Source organism: Methylophilus sp. Leaf408 (assembly GCF_916856905.1).
Taxonomy (GTDB): domain Bacteria; phylum Pseudomonadota; class Gammaproteobacteria; order Burkholderiales; family Methylophilaceae; genus Methylophilus.
This window is the reverse complement of sequence record NZ_CAKASK010000001.1, coordinates 1,324,388-1,340,292: the sequence shown is the minus strand read 5'-3', so window position 1 is coordinate 1,340,292 and position 15,905 is coordinate 1,324,388. Positions and strand designations below refer to the sequence as shown.

Sequence of the window (15,905 nt, the reverse complement as noted above, 5' to 3'; positions counted from 1 at the left end):
GGTACATTAACACAGACCACCTCAATACAGACCAACTTAACATAGACCTCAAGTTATGCAACAACAATTCACGCGCATTGGGCTGGTTTCCATCAGTGATCGCGCTTCGCAAGGCGTTTATGAAGACAAGGGGATTCCAGCATTGTCTTCCTGGCTTGAAAAAACCCTGACTTCACCTTTTGAAATCGTGACCCGCTTGATTGCCGATGAGCAGACCATCATTTCAGACACACTCAAGCAATTAGTCGATGAAGAACAATGTCATTTGATCCTCACCACCGGGGGCACCGGACCTTCGGTTAGAGATGTTACCCCGGAAGCCACCATGGCCATTGCAGATCGCGAAATGCCTGGTTTTGGAGAGCAAATGCGTCAAATCAGTTTACGCTTTGTTCCCACTGCCATTTTGTCACGGCAGGTGGCAGTGATTCGCAAGCAATGCCTGATAATAAACTTGCCAGGGCAGCCAAAATCAATTCAGGAAACGCTGGAAGGATTAAAAGATGCCGAGGGCAATACATTGGTGCCGGGGATTTTTGCAGCGGTGCCATATTGCCTCGATTTACTGGCGACAGTCAATCAGCCTATGCCGTATCTTGAAACTGCAGAAAGTATTGTTAAGTCTTTTAGACCCAAGTCTGCCCAACGTCAAAAAATGAATGAATGATGAATTACAAAAAGATTTCCACCCTGATTTTTATCACCTGTTTCAGCATATTGACCTATTTGTTATTAATCGAAATGCCGCCATCTAATGATGTCTCAATCTACAAAGATAAAATACAACACATTATTGCTTTTGGCGGTGTGACGTTCTGGGGCCTGATGGCTTTCCCAACGCACAGACTGTCTATCGCGATTGGATTGACGGTGTTTGGTGCATTAATGGAAGTGTTGCAAGGCGTGCTGACAACCACGCGTCAGCCCAGCGTCTATGATTGGTTCGCAGATTTAGCCGGCATCAGCTTGGCCTGGCTAGTGATAGTTTTGCTAGAACGCTGGTGGAAAAAACGGCATGGCTGAATTTGATCTTATCGCTCAATACTTTACCCGTCTGCGTACAGAAGATGCGAGTAATCCCGATTTGGGTATTGGTGATGATGCAGCATTGATCAGCGTAATGCCAGGCTATCAACTGGCTGTCTCTGCCGACATGTCCGTATCAGGGACGCATTTTTTTGCTGAGGCTGATCCTTACTCAATAGGGTGGAAAGCCCTGGCGGTCAATATCAGTGATATGGCAGCCATGGGTGCCAATCCTAAATGGGCAACATTGTCGATTGCTTTGCCGGAAATCAATCATGACTGGTTGCAAGGTTTTAGCCAGGGCTTATTCGCCTGTGCCGATAACTATGGCGTCTTACTGATTGGTGGTGATACCACGCGCGGACCATTAAACATAGCGATTAATATTTTAGGTGAAGTGCCGCTGGGCAAAGCGATTAAGCGTAGTGGGGCACAGGTTGGTGATGATATCTGGGTCAGCGGGACGCTAGGTAAAGCGGCATTGTGGCTGCAAAATAAAATGGGTAAGCTCGATTTGCATGCGGAAGATGTAGCGAATTTTGCGCCTGCCATGCATCAACCACAACCTCGGGTGGCCTTGGGGCTGGCATTGCGTGACATCGCGCATACAGCACTTGATATTTCAGATGGCTTGCTGGCGGATTTGAACCATATCCTCCAGGCTTCCGGCAAAGGCGCCGAGCTTGATTGGGCGTTATTCTCCAAACCTAAATTGGTCAACAATGTTGCGCAGTCAGTACTTCAGCAGGCAGTGCTGGCTGGAGGCGATGATTATGAATTATGTTTTACTGTATCTGCGCAGCGACGTGACGAAGTATTGGCATTATCAGACAAACTTAATCTGCCTTTAACGCGGATAGGTAGTATTACCGAAGCAACTGGCCTGAACGTCACGGATGGTGAAGTTCAGATCGAGTTATCGCAGAAAGGATATTTGCATTTTGGCTAACCACCGTTATCCAGCCACTGATCCTGACTGGGCGCTGCTTTTCTCGCATCCTTTGCATTTCTTCAGCCTGGGACTAGGTACTGGGCTGTTTCCCAAAGCGCCAGGCACAGCAGGCACGCTGTTAGGTTTTCCGTTATTCTGGGTCATCATGCACTTGCCGGAATCGCAACAATGGCTGGCTATTCTGTTGATGTTTATATTTGGTATCTGGTGCAGTGCTTTTACCGGTCGCGCGTTAGGCGTAAATGATCATGGTGCCATTGTCTGGGATGAAATTGTCGCCATGGCAGCGATTCTTATCACCGTGCCATTGACCTGGGGCTGGGGATTGGCCGCATTTGTGTCATTCCGCCTGTTTGATATCTGGAAACCGTTTCCAATCAGCTGGGCAGACAGGCACGTCAAAGGTGGCTTGGGCGTGATGCTGGATGATGCACTGGCAGCAATGATGGCAATCATCGTTTTGCAACTGATTAAATGGTGGTTTTAATGAATGACCTCGAAACATTAAGCCAGACTTTGGGTAAGGCATTGCAAGCAAAGGGTTTGCAACTAGCGCTGGCTGAATCATGCACCGGAGGCATGGTTGCCCAGGCAATCACCGCTATTGCAGGGAGTTCAGGCTGGTTTGACCGTGGCTTCATTACTTATAGCAATGAAGCAAAAACAGAAATGCTAGACGTGCCTGAAACCCTGATTGATATGCATGGTGCAGTCAGTGAACCGGTTGCTCAAGCGATGGCTTTAGGCGCATTACAACATAGTCGCGCCAATATCTGTGCTTCCGTGACCGGCATCGCTGGCCCAAGCGGAGGTTCTGTGCAAAAGCCAGTGGGAATGGTTTGTTTCGGCTGGGCGATAAGCTTCAACAACAAGCAACCGAAAAAACTGCTGGTAGCAACACGCTATTTTGATGGGGATAGAGCAGACATTCGTCAACAAGCTGCCAGTTATTCACTGGCAGGCTTGCTAACACTGATTAAAGAAACCTGACCGCGCTAATGGTGATGGTGGTGGTGACCATGGTCATGACCACGTCCCCAACCGCCGCGGGGGCCTCGGTCATAATTCCGGTACCCGCCGTTACCATAACCAAACTGGATAAAGCCGGGTGCTGGTGGCGCATAACCAACCGCTGGTGCACCGTAGTAAGTACTATGCGGGTGACGATAAATCACCACTGGCGGTGGTGCGTAATACACCGGTGGCGGCGCGTAGTAAACGGGTGGAGCTGCATAAGGGTTACCCACTACAACACCGACTGACCAGTTGTTATCAGCATGGGCAGATAATGCTGCTATGCTGCTTAACGCAACACCTAAAATGTATTTAACGATCTTCATAAAGGCTCCTCTCACGGAAAACGATTAAAGCATGATGGCTATTAAACGTGTATGCCTTATTACGGTTGACAATTCACTACACTAATCGTTCGAATGCCATATCACTGATGGTCGATTTATGAAATAATTAGCAGTTATTTATCTGATTATATAGCGTTTAAATTAAAAACGCATTTTCCCCTACATACAGAAGGCAACACCATGGATGACAACAAAAGCAAAGCACTCGCCGCCGCACTTTCCCAGATTGAAAAGCAATTTGGCAAAGGCTCCATTATGCGCATGGGCGATGCTGATATCGGTGAAGATTTACAGGTAGTATCAACCGGCTCTTTAGGCCTGGACATTGCCCTTGGCGTCGGCGGTTTGCCGCGTGGCCGTATTGTCGAAATTTACGGTCCTGAATCTTCAGGTAAAACCACATTGACCTTGTCAGTGATTGCCGAAATGCAGAAACTGGGTGGCGTTGCTGCATTTATTGATGCCGAGCATGCGCTGGACCCACAATATGCAGCCAAACTGGGTGTGAATGTGCCTGATTTGTTGATCTCGCAGCCGGATACGGGCGAGCAGGCGCTCGAAATTGCAGATATGCTGGTGCGTTCCGGTTCAGTGGATATCGTGGTGGTCGACTCTGTTGCCGCATTGACTCCACGTGCCGAAATTGAAGGCGAAATGGGCGATAGCCACATGGGCCTGCAGGCACGCCTGATGTCGCAAGCTTTGCGTAAATTGACCGGCAATATCAAACGTACCAATACGCTGGTGATCTTTATTAACCAGATCCGTATGAAAATCGGTGTCATGTTCGGTAACCCTGAAACGACCACCGGCGGTAACGCGCTTAAATTCTACGCTTCTGTTCGCCTGGATATCCGCCGTACAGGTGCCATCAAAAAAGGTGATGAAGTCACGGGTTCCGAGACACGCGTCAAAGTGATCAAAAACAAGGTCGCGCCTCCATTCAAGCAGGCTGAATTCGACATCATGTATGGCGAAGGTATCTCCCGTTTGGGCGAAGTGATTGAGTTAGGTTCTAACGCCAAACTGGTTGAGAAGTCTGGCGCATGGTATAGCTACAAAGGTGAAAAAATCGGCCAGGGTAAAGAAAACGCCAAGGAATTCCTGCGCGAAAACCCGGCCATTGCTGCTGAAATTGAAGCGCAGATTCGTGCTAATTCCAACATCCTGGCAGATGGCATGACTGCTGCCAGAACTGAGGATGATTAAACCATTTGCGTGAGCAGCCTGCAAAGTCACTGCGTCAGCGTGCCTTGGAATATCTAAGTAAAAGGGAATATTCCGAAACTGAACTGGCGCAGAAACTGAAAGCCTACGCCAATGAAGAGGATGATATTCCTGCATTGATTGCTGATTTCAAGACGCGCGGCTGGTTAAGCGATGCCCGCTACACCGAGCAAATGATACATGCCCGCCAGGTGAAGTTCGGCGCTGCACGTGTTGCTAATGAGCTAAGAGAGAAGGGCGTTGACGATGCTCTGGTAGCCGAGGCAGTGTCTGTATTACAGGTCAATGAAGTGGAACGCGCCAGTGAAGTCTGGCGCAAAAAGTTTAAAGCGTCCCCGACCACGCGTGAAGAATGGGCTAAACAAGCCCGTTTTTTACAGAGCCGGGGTTTTACGTTTGATGTAATCAAGAAAATTTTGAATAGACACGCAGAAGATGACAGTCCAGAAGACTACAGTTAGTTACGGAAGTAAACCTTCCAGCAAGCAAATCCGCCAGGCATTCCTGGATTTTTTTGCTTCTAAAGGCCATCAGGTGGTGGCTTCCAGCTCGCTGGTGCCACATGGCGACCCCACCTTGTTGTTCACTAATGCGGGTATGAACCAGTTCAAGGATGTGTTCCTCGGTTTTGATAAACGCGCTTACACCCGCGCCGCTTCTTCGCAAAAATGTGTGCGTGCAGGTGGCAAGCATAATGACCTGGAAAACGTGGGTTATACCGCGCGTCACCATACATTTTTCGAGATGCTGGGTAACTTTAGTTTTGGCGATTATTTCAAGCGCGACGCAATTACGTTCGCCTGGGAGTTACTGACTCAAGTATATGCCTTGCCTAAAGAGCGCCTGATGGTGACGGTCTATGCTGAAGATGATGAAGCTTATGACATCTGGAACAAGGAAATCGGCGTGCCTGCTGACAAGATTGTACGCATTGGCGACAACAAGGGTGCGCGTTATGCCTCAGATAACTTCTGGATGATGGGCGATACCGGCCCATGCGGCCCCTGTACCGAGATTTTCTATGATCACGGCGATCATATTCCTGGCGGCCCTCCAGGCAGCCCCGATGAAGATGGTGACCGTTTTATCGAAATCTGGAATAACGTGTTCATGCAGTTCAACCGCGATGAAGCGGGCGTGATGCACCCGCTACCTAAGCCATCAGTGGATACCGGGATGGGCCTAGAGCGGATTTCTGCGGTATTGCAAGGCGTGCATGCCAACTACGAAATCGATTTATTTCAGGCACTGATTAAAGCCGCGGCACGTGAAACTAAAACTGCCGATTTGGAAAGCCCCAGCCTGAAAGTGCTGGCTGATCATATTCGCGCCTGTTCTTTCCTGATCGCTGATGGTGTGATTGCAGGCAATGAAGGTCGTGGCTATGTGCTGCGCCGTATCATTCGCCGGGCGATTCGCCATGGCTACAAGTTAGGCTGTCGTGCTGCATTTTTCCATAAGCTGGTGGCAGATCTGGTGCTGGAAATGGGCGAGGCTTATCCTGAATTGATCAGCAATCAAGCGCGTATTACACAAGTGCTTAAACAGGAAGAAGACCGGTTCTTTGAAACGATTGAAAATGGCATGCAGATTCTGGAAACAGAATTGGCGACCAAGCCAGCGGTGTTCAATGGTGATCTGGCGTTTAAACTACATGACACTTTCGGGTTCCCGCTGGATTTAACTGCGGATATTTGCCGTGAACGCGGTGTTACTGTCGATACGGCCGGTTTTGATGCAGCCATGGCACGCCAGAAAGACCAGGCACGTGCGGCCGGTAAATTCAAAATGGCACTTAACCTGGAATATGCAGGCCAGGCCACCAGTTTTCATGGCTACGAAAAACTGGAAACACCAGCCAAAGTATTAGCCTTGTATAAAGACGGCAGCCCTATTAAATCATTGAATGAAGGTGACGTCGGCGTAGTTGTGTTGGATGACACGCCTTTCTATGCTGAATCCGGTGGCCAGATTGGCGATAGCGGTGAGCTGAAATCTGCCAATGGTATTTTTGAAGTGGAAGATACGCAGAAAATCCAGGCAGCAGTATTCGGCCACCACGGGGTGCTGAAAACCGGGACCCTGTCTGTGGGTGATGCTTTAACGGCCAAGGTCAACCTGCAAGCACGCCACGCGACCATGCGTAACCACTCAGCCACACATTTAATGCATAAAGCGCTGCGTGAAGTGCTGGGTGAACATGTGCAGCAAAAAGGCAGCCTGGTCGATACTGAAAAAACCCGTTTTGACTTTGTACACAATTTACCGGTGACTGATGCACAAATAGCCAAAGTGGAGGCGCTGGTCAATGCCGAGATTCTGACCAATACCGACACACTGGCAAAACTAATGGATATTGAAGCCGCCCAGCAAACCGGTGCCATGATGCTGTTTGGAGAAAAGTATGGCGATGAAGTACGCGTGCTGGATATCGGGACTTCAAGAGAATTATGCGGTGGGACACACGTGAGCCGCACTGGTGATATAGGTCTGTTCAAAATCACATCTGAAAGCGGTGTTGCTGCGGGCGTACGCCGTATTGAAGCGACCACTGGCGAGGGTGCACTCAAACTGGTGCAAGCGCAGCAAGTGCTGATTAATAAAATGGCCGGCGAGTTGAAAACGCCAGCAAATGAGCTTCCGGTCAAAGTTTCTCAGATACTGGATAACGTCAGGTCACTGGAAAAAGAACTGGCGCGTCTGAAATCGAAATTGGCCAGCGCGCAGGGCGATGACCTGGTGAACCAGGTGCAGAATGTCGATGGTGTTAACTTGTTGGCAGCGACTCTGGAAGGCGCTGATGCCAATGCACTGCGAGAAACCATGGATAAACTGAAAGACAAACTCAAATCGGCCGTGATTGTGCTGGCAAGTGTGTCTGACGGCAAAGTCAGTTTGGCTGCAGGTGTGACTGCGGATTTGATTGGTAAGCTTAAAGCCGGTGAGCTGGTGAACCATGTTGCCGGCCAGGTAGGTGGTAAGGGTGGCGGTAAGCCAGATATGGCAATGGCGGGCGGTACAGATGCCAGCAAACTGCCACAGGCATTAAGTAGTGTACCTGAGTGGGTAAAACAAAAATTACATTAATTTATTTGATAATTAGAGCTTAATAATGGCATTAATAGTACAAAAATATGGTGGTACCTCAGTGGCAAATCCTGAGCGTATCCGCAATGTGGCCAGGCGCGTCGCGCGCTACAAAGCCATGGGTCACCAGGTCGTAGTGGTGGTGTCGGCCATGTCCGGTGAAACCAACCGTCTGATTGCACTGGCTAAAGAAATCATGCCGGATCCGGATCCGCGTGAACTCGATGTGATGTTGTCTACCGGCGAACAGGTGACGATAGGCATGACGGCGCTGGCTTTGTCGGAGCTGGGTATTAAAGCTAAAAGCTATACCGGTTCACAGGTGAGGATTCTGACCGATGATGCGCATACCAAAGCCCGTATTCTGGATATTGATCAACATCACCTGAAAAAAGACCTTGATGATGGCTATGTCTGTGTCGTCGCCGGTTTCCAGGGTGTGGATGCCAATGGCAATATTACGACTCTTGGTCGCGGTGGTTCTGATACCACCGGCGTCGCCTTGGCTGCGGCCCTGGGTGCGGACGAATGTCAGATTTACACAGATGTCGATGGCGTATATACCACGGACCCGCGCGTGGTGCCAGAAGCGCGCCGCCTTGAAAAAATTACCTTTGAAGAGATGCTGGAACTCGCATCTCAAGGTTCCAAAGTATTGCAAATTCGCTCAGTGGAGTTTGCCGGCAAATATAAAGTGAAACTGCGTGTGCTTTCCAGCTTTGAGGAAGAGGGCGATGGCACATTGATTACGTTTGAAGAAAATGAGGAAAACATGGAAGATCCAATCATCTCTGGCATTGCATTTAACCGCGATGAAGCAAAAGTGACTGTGGCAGGCGTGCCTGACAAACCGGGTATCGCTTACCAGATTTTAGGCCCGGTGGCCGATGCCAATATTGATGTGGACATGATCATCCAGAACGTCGGCGCAGATGGCACCACCGACTTTACGTTTACCGTACACAAGAATGAAATGAACAAAGCGCTGGGTATTTTGCGTGACAAAGTGCAGGGCCATATCCAGGCACGTGAAATCAGTGGCGACGACAAAATTGCCAAGGTATCTGTAGTGGGTGTTGGCATGCGTTCACATGTGGGCATCGCCAGCCAGATGTTCCGCACTCTTGCGGAAGAAGGCATCAATATCCAGATGATTTCCACCAGTGAAATCAAAATTGCCGTGGTGATTGAAGAGAAATATATGGAACTGGCAGTGCGCGTGTTGCATAAAGCTTTTGCTTTGGATGATGCGTAATCTGACTAAAAACATTCTTTAATTTTGCGTTGATTTACGAAGGGTTTTCGCGTACTATGGCGCCCTTCGATGCAGTAGCAATACTGTGTTGAGCAGTAATGTAGTACTCGTTTAAAACGGTGAGCTGGCCGAGTGGTCGAAGGCACTTCCCTGCTAAGGAAGCATATGGGCTTAAACCTGTATCGAGGGTTCGAATCCCTCGCTCACCGCCAAAAAATTTAAACTTGTGTTATAATGCTGTCCTTGTTGCAACAGCGTTGTAACACCTTGGCGCCCGTAGCTCAGTTGGATAGAGTATTTGGCTACGAACCAAAGGGTCGGGCGTTCGAATCGCTCCGGGCGCGCCAAAAAATAAAAGCCTTGTTTCTCACGAAACAAGGCTTTTTTCTTTTCCACTACATCTCAATTATGTTTTCTTTTTAAAAAAGAAATTCTTTTTAAAAGTAGTACTGGATTTTTAAACGCATCAAACGTGAGAAAAGTCTTAATCGTTAATTTTCCAATAAACTGGGCTAAATATTCGGCGTATCGGTATTGCCTGCACTAGCATTCCAGCATAGCGAGAGGAGTGTCAGATATGATATGCTCTAGCTTTGTTTTTTTATTGGTATGTTAGTGTCTTTAAATGCCTGTTTGGCGCGGATTGCAGACGATATGCAGCAGGTGGATGTCGTTATTCGCCAGTCTTTGTCATCGCAAGTTCCGCTCATTAATCAAATCTCGGAATATATCATCCATAGTGGCGGCAAACGCCTGCGTCCGGCATTGGTGTTAATGTCGGGAGATTTGGCTGGCACACGAGTCACGCCTGCACATCATCAGCTGGCAGTCATCATTGAATTTATTCACACGGCGACTTTGCTGCATGATGACGTAGTAGACGCTTCTGACTTGCGCCGCGGTAAATCCACCGCCAATCATGTGTATGGCAACCCCGCCAGCGTACTGGTGGGTGATTTCTTGTATTCCCGTGCTTTCCAGATGATGGTCAAGCTGCAGAACATGCGCGTGATGGAAATTCTGGCTGACGCTACCAATACTATTTCTGAAGGCGAAGTCCTGCAATTGTTGAATGTGCGCAATATAGGCGTCAGTGAGCAGGATTACCTGCAAGTTATCCATTTTAAAACAGCCAAGTTATTTGAAGCGGCCACCCGCCTGGGAGCCGTGCAATGCCAGGCTAGCCCCGAACGCGAAGAAGCGCTGGCAACCTATGGCATGCATTTAGGTACGGCATTTCAGTTGATTGATGATGTACTGGATCTGACCGGAGATAGTGAAAAATTTGGTAAAACGCTAGGCAATGATCTGGCTGAGGGTAAGGTTACATTGCCGATGCTGTATGCGATCCAGCAAGCGCCAACCGCACAATCAGAGCTGGTAAAACAGGCATTACTGGAAGGGCAGGTTACGCACCTCGAACAAGTACTGGAAATCCTGCATGCAGTAAAAGCATTTGATTATGTGCGTTCGGTTGCACAAAAAGAAGCACAGTTCGCCTGTGAAGCATTAGATATTTTTGAAACAAGCCCGGCTAAGCAAGTATTGCTGGATTTAGCCAGGTTTTCAGTCAGCCGCCAACAATAAGAACTGGCAGCATGCATTTTTCAATGCATGCCACACCTCTTAGGTCAGTTTAGCGCTATCGGTTCACCACTGGCATGGTAATAACTGAGTCTTGCGCATTCATTGGTTGCGTTAGTCAACGCGCCATCAAACAATGATTCGCCATTGACATCTACCACTGCATAACCATTATGATAAAGCGTCACTTCAGCTTGCAATGCATTGTCGATACGACTGGTAATGGTATGCAGGCCATGTTTTTGTGATGCGCGCATGGCGAAGCTGACGCAATTTTCCTCTTCCTCTTCACTGTAGACTTCCCAGTGTGATTGTCCGGTCAGGTTTGCCAACCATCCTGGCAGGTCGACTTCAACACGGCAGATAACCGGTTCATCCCAGGCAGGATGTTCTACCTGGCCCAGTTCGACTTCGGTGGGAGGCGTGAATTTGATTTGATCAGACATAGGCAACTTCCTTCACTAATAAGATTCGGATTCGAAGTCACTCGGCTGGAGTGCAATTCTCATCTTACACATAAATGGTGACATTGAACCTGTTTTCAAGGCAGTAATTTCCGCTTTCTAACAGGCTTTACCATGCGTTACAGGCTTTTAGCCTTGATTACTTGTATTAACGATGAGATGATGCAGCAACCTTAATAGTGTTATCGGTATCATGACAGAAATCCTTGAGCCTGTTTTAAGTTTGTTGAGAACGCAACCACATTTTCTGCAGGGTGTATGCTTGGTGATGGGCTTGCTGGTTGGCAGTTTCCTTAACGTAGTCATACATCGCCTGCCCAAAATGATGGAGCGTGAGTGGCACGCTAACTGCCTGGATTTACAAGGCCAACCTGTACCCGATCAGCCTAAATATAACCTGGTAGTTCCACGTTCTACCTGCCCTCATTGCGGACACATGATAGGTGCACTGGAAAATATCCCTGTCATCAGCTACCTGTTTTTACGCGGGCGTTGCAAAGCCTGTAAAGCCTCTATTTCAGCGCGTTATCCCCTGGTAGAGGCTGTGTCCGGGGCAATGTCTCTGGCAGTGGCTGTGCAATATGGTTATAGCCACCTGACATTATTTGCCCTGATATTCGTCTTTGCATTAATCGCATTAACTTTTATAGACTTTGATACCCAGTTATTGCCGGATGACATCACTTTGCCATTGTTGTGGCTGGGCTTGCTACTGAATTTAAATAACGGGTTCACCGACATCACTTCAGCAGTTGTAGGTGCGATGGCAGGTTACCTGGTGCTGTGGGCTGTGTATTGGTTGTTCAAGCTGGTGACTGGTAAAGAAGGTATGGGCTATGGTGACTTTAAACTGCTGGCTGCTATTGGCGCCTGGTTTGGCTGGCAATTACTGCCAGCGGTCATATTGCTCAGTTCAGTGGTCGGTAGTGTGATTGGCATAGCGCTTATTTTATTCAAAGGTAAAACCCGCCAGACTGCCATTCCGTTCGGTCCTTTTCTGGCTCTGGGTGGTATAGCCGCACTGTTTTATGGGCAAACTTTGGCCTCTTTTTACCTGGCCCCTTAATTTCATTAGTACCTGAATATATATCAATGACTAAAGTAGTGGCCGTTACCGGCGGCATAGGCAGTGGCAAAAGCGAGGTGTGTAAAACCTTTATTGAACTGGGCGTGCCAGTGGTAGACCTGGATGAAATCGCCCGTGCAATGAGCACTCCCGACAGCGTAGCGATGCAGGCGGTGCGTCAGGCTTTCGGGGATACGATGTTTGACGCTGCGGGTCAGCTGGACCGTACCAAATTGCGCGAGCTGGTATTTTCAGAACCAGATGCGCTGGATAAATTAAATAACATTATGCATCCTGCCATCCGTGAAGAGGCTGCACAGCAGATTGCACATTATGCTGCACAGCCTTATGTCGTATTAGCGATTCCGCTATTGGTCGAAAGCCGTGATGACTGGCGCATGATTGACCATGTCCTGGTGATCGATTGTAGTGAGCAAATACAAATCTCGCGAGTGATGCAACGTAGTGCGCTATCCGAAGCCATGGCAGAAGCTATTATCGCCGCGCAGAGCAGTCGCGAAGCGCGTTTGGAAATTGCAGATTCAGTCATTGAAAACAATAAGACCCTGGAAAATTTACGTGAAAAAGTGCTTAACTTTCATCAAATTTTCTCAAAAACTTGCCACTGAGTAAAAAGGGTTTCATAATCAGGCTTTTATTGCATACTTTTCAAGTATCAGCTGACAGAAAAGGCTGCCGTGTCTAGCTACGAGTTTCCATTTAACGAGCGCATCAGAACATATCTCCGCCTGGAAGATTTGTTTGTAAAGATGCTGCATCACATTGAAGTAGGCCATGAGGTGAATCACCATGTGGCGCTGCTAACGCTGTTACAAATCCTGGACCTGATTGATCGTGGCGATTTAAAAGTCGATTTATTGCAGGAACTGGACAGGCATAAAGTCCAGCTTTCATTCTTGCAGGGCAATCCGAATATTGATCAAAATGCCCTTGGTGAAACCCTGGCTAGCCTGGACCGGTGTGCCACGCTATTAAGATCAGATCACCAGAAACTGGGCCAATCGTTACGTGACAATGACTGGTTGATGAGCGTGAAACAGCGTGCCGGTATTCCAGGCGGTGTCTGCGAGTTTGACTTGCCTTCCTACCGGCATTGGCTGTATTTGAGTGTAGATCGTCGTAGAACCGACTTTGCGCAATGGCTGGGCCGCCTGATGCCAATGTACGAAGCGATACGCATGCTCCTGCAATTGCTGCGCGGCAGCGGTCAAGTCATGTCCTTGGTGGCGCATAAAGGCGCTTACCAACAGCAACTTTCAGGGCACAAACCTGCACAACTATTGCGGATTGAAATTAGCCATGATGAGTGTTTCCCCGAGGTGAGTGCCAATAAATACGCCATCAATATCCGTTTCCAGAAGCTGGATTTTGTGCAACGGCCTAAGGCTTGCGAGCAAGATATCCCTTTTAAGATGATTATCTGCAATTTTACTGGGCCAGGACACAATTGATGCAAGCAGCAGTAAAGCCACGCAAGGTTGCTTGCCCGGGCTGTGGCGAAATGACAGAGTATTCGACCGCCAATGCATACAGGCCGTTTTGCAGCGAACGCTGCAAGTTGATGGATTTAGGCGACTGGGCTACGGAAAAATTCAGGATTCCTGATACCACACCACCCGATCTTGAAGAGCCTGAATAAAACTTTAATGGTTACACGCGAGTGTAATTATTGAATTCTCGCACAAATAATTAACATGCCTTTTTTCGCTGGCAGTATTCACTCCAGGTAATAGCACCGTTAAATAATACAAAGCTCAACGCATTCAAGTGCCTATTATCATCTAAGACGATTAGTAAAACGGGTTATAAAGCAATGACAATCATTGCGATGCAAGAAAAAATCCACGGCGTATTATTACGCCCCGCCTTGTCATTTGAGCTGGAATGTCTGGAAGGCCAAACACTACCTGTTCAAGAAATATTTCTACAACAAGTAATTGCTTAAACTGCAATTTTCATTTGCAGGCATCATGATGGTTAGCAAAATAGCTAACTCGAAAATTCTGCCAGGACTTTACGCACACTTACTCTGGCTTTGAAATGAATTTTTTCAGCGTTTAAAGCTCATATCGGTGTAATTCATTTATACGCTATTTATTCATTCACTGATGCTTATTGCCGACACTAATAAATTGCCGACACTAATAACAAGTTATGCCTCATTGCCATGCCAGTCCATCTATCTTCCCAACCAGTTTTTACTATATTGTTTTAATTATCATGGGTTTTCTCGCCACTGCGTGCTCGCCGGTCAACATACTTAATGCTGTCATTTCGGATAAAGAATATCAATTGAGAGAGGGGGTTGCTTATGGTGACTTACCCCGGCAAGCATTAGATATCTATATCCCTAAGCATCATGTGCTGGCTAATAATCCGCAGCCAGATACCTCAAAGGATATCGCTGGCACGGGCACTACGAACAAAGGCCTGCCTGTCGTGTTGTTCTTTTACGGCGGAAGCTGGGATTCCGGCAATCGCGGGAGTTATAAGTTTATAGGCGAAGCCATGACATCGCAGGGTTTTATCACCATCATTCCCGATTATCGCGTCTACCCTGAGGTGCTATTTCCAGGCTTTATGGAAGACCCTGCCAAAGCTGCTAAATGGGTGAAATTGCACGCAGCCGAATTGGGAGGCGACCCTGATCGCATTTTCCTGGCAGGCCATTCTGCCGGTGCGCATATCGCCGCCATGCTGGCATTAGATACTGAGTTTCTTGCAGAGCAGAACAGCAAACCAAAAGATTTCGCCGGCATGATAGGATTGGCTGGCCCGTATGATTTTCTGCCGCTCAAAAGTAATCGATTGAAAACAATTTTTGGCCCGGAAGACCAACGGGCGAAATCGCAACCCATTAATTTTGTCACCGGCAACAATCCACCCATGTTGCTAATGGTAGGTACCAAAGACGGCACCGTCTGGCCCAGAAACACGTATAACCTGGCCGCTAAAATCAAGGCTGCAGGCGGGCCGGTAGAGGTCGCCGAGTTTGCTGGGTATGGCCATGTCGATATGGCGGCCAAACTGGCAAAACCCCTGCGCGACAAACATATGTTAGAAACGATTGCCGCGTTTATAAAACAGCACTAAAGCCGTTGCCAGCTACTTAAAAAGTGGAAAGATAAAGGTTTTCCACCTGTTCCCTGGCCCAAGGTGTTTTTCGCAAAAACTTGAGGCTGGATTTCACCGATGGATCATTCTTGAAGCAATTGATATTGATTTTATCGCCAAGTTTATCCCAGCCGTAATGGTCAACAAGCCTCGTCACGATACTTTCAAGGGTGACACCATGTAAGGGATTATTTGGCTGAGCAGGTTTAGAGGTAGTCATTTTTTGGAGCAGGTTAATACTGATATTTTGTTTTCTTGATTAAGCCTGGCTATCTTGCTGCCAGTGAAATTTGTGCATGATGCGATGCACAATTGGCGTAAGAACCAAACCAACCGTGACTATAAAAACAAGCCCCGCATATAGTGCATACAGGCCGGCAAAGATTTTTCCATCATCTGTTTTTGGCGCATCCACAGGCCCCATGCCGCCCATCAGCATTGCCGAGTTTAAAAAGGCATCGCGCCACGCGAGCTGCTCATAATGCATGTAGCCCGCCATCCCTATAGCCAGTGAAAGCAGCAGCAAACCGATAGCTATTACAGCATGGAGCGCTACACGCTTGGCGAACAGTCTATGTGGAATAGGTGGCTTATTTTTTGATTCGTACATGATAACGATTGTAGCCTAAAGCAAAGGTGCGGAAGTTAGCTAATCATGCTTTGGTAGTAGGTTAGGCCTTCAAAAAATTAACTTCCTGTCCCCAGCCCAATGAGCGTTTCAATATACTTCTAAAATTATCAGGCTTTA

Annotated in this window: 19 protein-coding genes and 2 tRNA genes; 17 read left to right on the top strand and 4 right to left on the bottom strand. The window is 48.0% G+C overall.

Going from position 1 to position 15,905, the window contains the following annotated elements; translation table 11 throughout:
* Nucleotides 1-55: 55 nt before the first annotated feature.
* The 5 genes from mog to LPA26_RS06130 are packed head-to-tail and all read left to right on the top strand — an operon-like array spanning nt 56 to nt 2,968.
* Nucleotides 56-667 carry a molybdopterin adenylyltransferase gene (mog, locus tag LPA26_RS06150; RefSeq protein WP_229007689.1) on the top strand — a complete coding sequence of 204 codons (612 nt, stop codon included), beginning with the start codon at nt 56-58 and terminating at the stop codon, nt 665-667.
* The gene (locus LPA26_RS06145; protein WP_229007688.1) at nt 664-1,023 is read left to right on the top strand and encodes a hypothetical protein; all 360 of its coding nucleotides are present in this window, start codon (nt 664-666) and stop codon (nt 1,021-1,023) included. The genes mog and LPA26_RS06145 overlap by 4 nt, the downstream gene beginning before the upstream one ends.
* Complete coding sequence (thiL, locus tag LPA26_RS06140) at nt 1,016-1,975, top strand: thiamine-phosphate kinase (protein ID WP_229007687.1); 960 nt, start codon at nt 1,016-1,018, stop codon at nt 1,973-1,975. Before LPA26_RS06145 ends, thiL begins: the two co-directional genes overlap by 8 nt.
* Nucleotides 1,959-2,465, top strand: coding sequence for a phosphatidylglycerophosphatase A (locus LPA26_RS06135; protein ID WP_229008338.1), 507 nt, complete (start codon nt 1,959-1,961; stop codon nt 2,463-2,465). Before thiL ends, LPA26_RS06135 begins: the two co-directional genes overlap by 17 nt.
* A complete protein-coding gene (locus LPA26_RS06130; protein ID WP_229007686.1) occupies nt 2,465-2,968 on the top strand; it encodes a CinA family protein in 504 nt (167 codons plus the stop codon). The genes LPA26_RS06135 and LPA26_RS06130 overlap by 1 nt, the downstream gene beginning before the upstream one ends.
* A gap of 5 nt (nt 2,969-2,973) precedes the next feature.
* Here the strand turns inward: LPA26_RS06130 and LPA26_RS06125 are convergent, their stop codons facing one another.
* Nucleotides 2,974-3,318, bottom strand: coding sequence for a hypothetical protein (locus tag LPA26_RS06125; RefSeq protein ID WP_055826143.1), 345 nt, complete (start codon nt 3,316-3,318; stop codon nt 2,974-2,976).
* Nucleotides 3,319-3,519: 201 nt separating this feature from the next.
* Between LPA26_RS06125 and recA the strand changes: the two genes are divergently transcribed.
* The 7 genes from recA (at nt 3,520) to LPA26_RS06090 (ending at nt 10,495) form a co-directional block, all read left to right on the top strand.
* Entirely contained in the window at nt 3,520-4,548 is a 1,029-nt protein-coding gene (gene recA, locus LPA26_RS06120) for a recombinase RecA (protein WP_055826141.1), read from the top strand.
* 5 nt (nt 4,549-4,553) lie between these two features.
* Nucleotides 4,554-5,027, top strand: coding sequence for a recombination regulator RecX (gene recX / locus LPA26_RS06115; RefSeq protein WP_229007685.1), 474 nt, complete (start codon nt 4,554-4,556; stop codon nt 5,025-5,027).
* Nucleotides 5,002-7,653, top strand: coding sequence for an alanine--tRNA ligase (alaS, locus tag LPA26_RS06110; protein ID WP_229007684.1), 2,652 nt, complete (start codon nt 5,002-5,004; stop codon nt 7,651-7,653). The genes recX and alaS overlap by 26 nt, the downstream gene beginning before the upstream one ends.
* A 25-nt stretch (nt 7,654-7,678) precedes the next feature.
* Nucleotides 7,679-8,908, top strand: coding sequence for an aspartate kinase (locus LPA26_RS06105; RefSeq protein ID WP_055826136.1), 1,230 nt, complete (start codon nt 7,679-7,681; stop codon nt 8,906-8,908).
* Between the two features lie 118 nt (nt 8,909-9,026).
* Nucleotides 9,027-9,120: transfer RNA gene (locus LPA26_RS06100), tRNA-Ser, on the top strand.
* 58 nt (nt 9,121-9,178) lie between these two features.
* Nucleotides 9,179-9,255, top strand: a tRNA-Arg gene (locus tag LPA26_RS06095).
* 307 nt (nt 9,256-9,562) lie between these two features.
* The gene (locus tag LPA26_RS06090; protein ID WP_229008337.1) at nt 9,563-10,495 is read left to right on the top strand and encodes a polyprenyl synthetase family protein; all 933 of its coding nucleotides are present in this window, start codon (nt 9,563-9,565) and stop codon (nt 10,493-10,495) included.
* 44 nt (nt 10,496-10,539) lie between these two features.
* Here LPA26_RS06090 and LPA26_RS06085 read toward each other — a convergent pair whose 3' ends face one another.
* Entirely contained in the window at nt 10,540-10,938 is a 399-nt protein-coding gene (locus LPA26_RS06085; RefSeq protein ID WP_055867620.1) for a hypothetical protein, read from the bottom strand.
* A 211-nt stretch (nt 10,939-11,149) separates the two neighbouring features.
* On the opposite strand from LPA26_RS06085, the gene LPA26_RS06080 reads away from it, so the two are divergent.
* The 5 genes from LPA26_RS06080 to LPA26_RS06060 all read left to right on the top strand — a co-directional run bounded on the left by LPA26_RS06080 (nt 11,150) and on the right by LPA26_RS06060 (nt 15,136).
* Nucleotides 11,150-12,022, top strand: a complete 873-nt coding sequence (locus LPA26_RS06080; protein WP_305080473.1) for an A24 family peptidase — start codon at nt 11,150-11,152, stop codon at nt 12,020-12,022.
* A 26-nt stretch (nt 12,023-12,048) separates the two neighbouring features.
* Nucleotides 12,049-12,651 carry a dephospho-CoA kinase gene (coaE, locus tag LPA26_RS06075; RefSeq protein ID WP_229007683.1) on the top strand — a complete coding sequence of 201 codons (603 nt, stop codon included), beginning with the start codon at nt 12,049-12,051 and terminating at the stop codon, nt 12,649-12,651.
* 69 nt (nt 12,652-12,720) lie between these two features.
* Nucleotides 12,721-13,494 carry a cell division protein ZapD gene (zapD, locus tag LPA26_RS06070; RefSeq protein ID WP_055826127.1) on the top strand — a complete coding sequence of 258 codons (774 nt, stop codon included), beginning with the start codon at nt 12,721-12,723 and terminating at the stop codon, nt 13,492-13,494.
* Entirely contained in the window at nt 13,494-13,682 is a 189-nt protein-coding gene (locus LPA26_RS06065; RefSeq protein WP_229007682.1) for a DNA gyrase inhibitor YacG, read from the top strand. The genes zapD and LPA26_RS06065 overlap by 1 nt, the downstream gene beginning before the upstream one ends.
* Nucleotides 13,683-14,335: 653 nt before the next feature.
* Nucleotides 14,336-15,136 carry an alpha/beta hydrolase gene (locus LPA26_RS06060; RefSeq protein WP_229007681.1) on the top strand — a complete coding sequence of 267 codons (801 nt, stop codon included), beginning with the start codon at nt 14,336-14,338 and terminating at the stop codon, nt 15,134-15,136.
* Nucleotides 15,137-15,152: 16 nt separating this feature from the next.
* On the opposite strand, the gene LPA26_RS06055 is transcribed toward LPA26_RS06060, so the two are convergent.
* The gene (locus LPA26_RS06055) at nt 15,153-15,377 is read right to left on the bottom strand and encodes a VF530 family DNA-binding protein (protein ID WP_055826119.1); all 225 of its coding nucleotides are present in this window, start codon (nt 15,375-15,377) and stop codon (nt 15,153-15,155) included.
* A gap of 39 nt (nt 15,378-15,416) precedes the next feature.
* On the bottom strand, nt 15,417-15,767 hold the full coding sequence (locus LPA26_RS06050; protein ID WP_229007680.1) for a hypothetical protein: 351 nt from the start codon (nt 15,765-15,767) through the stop codon (nt 15,417-15,419).
* Between the last annotated feature and the right edge of the window lie 138 nt (nt 15,768-15,905).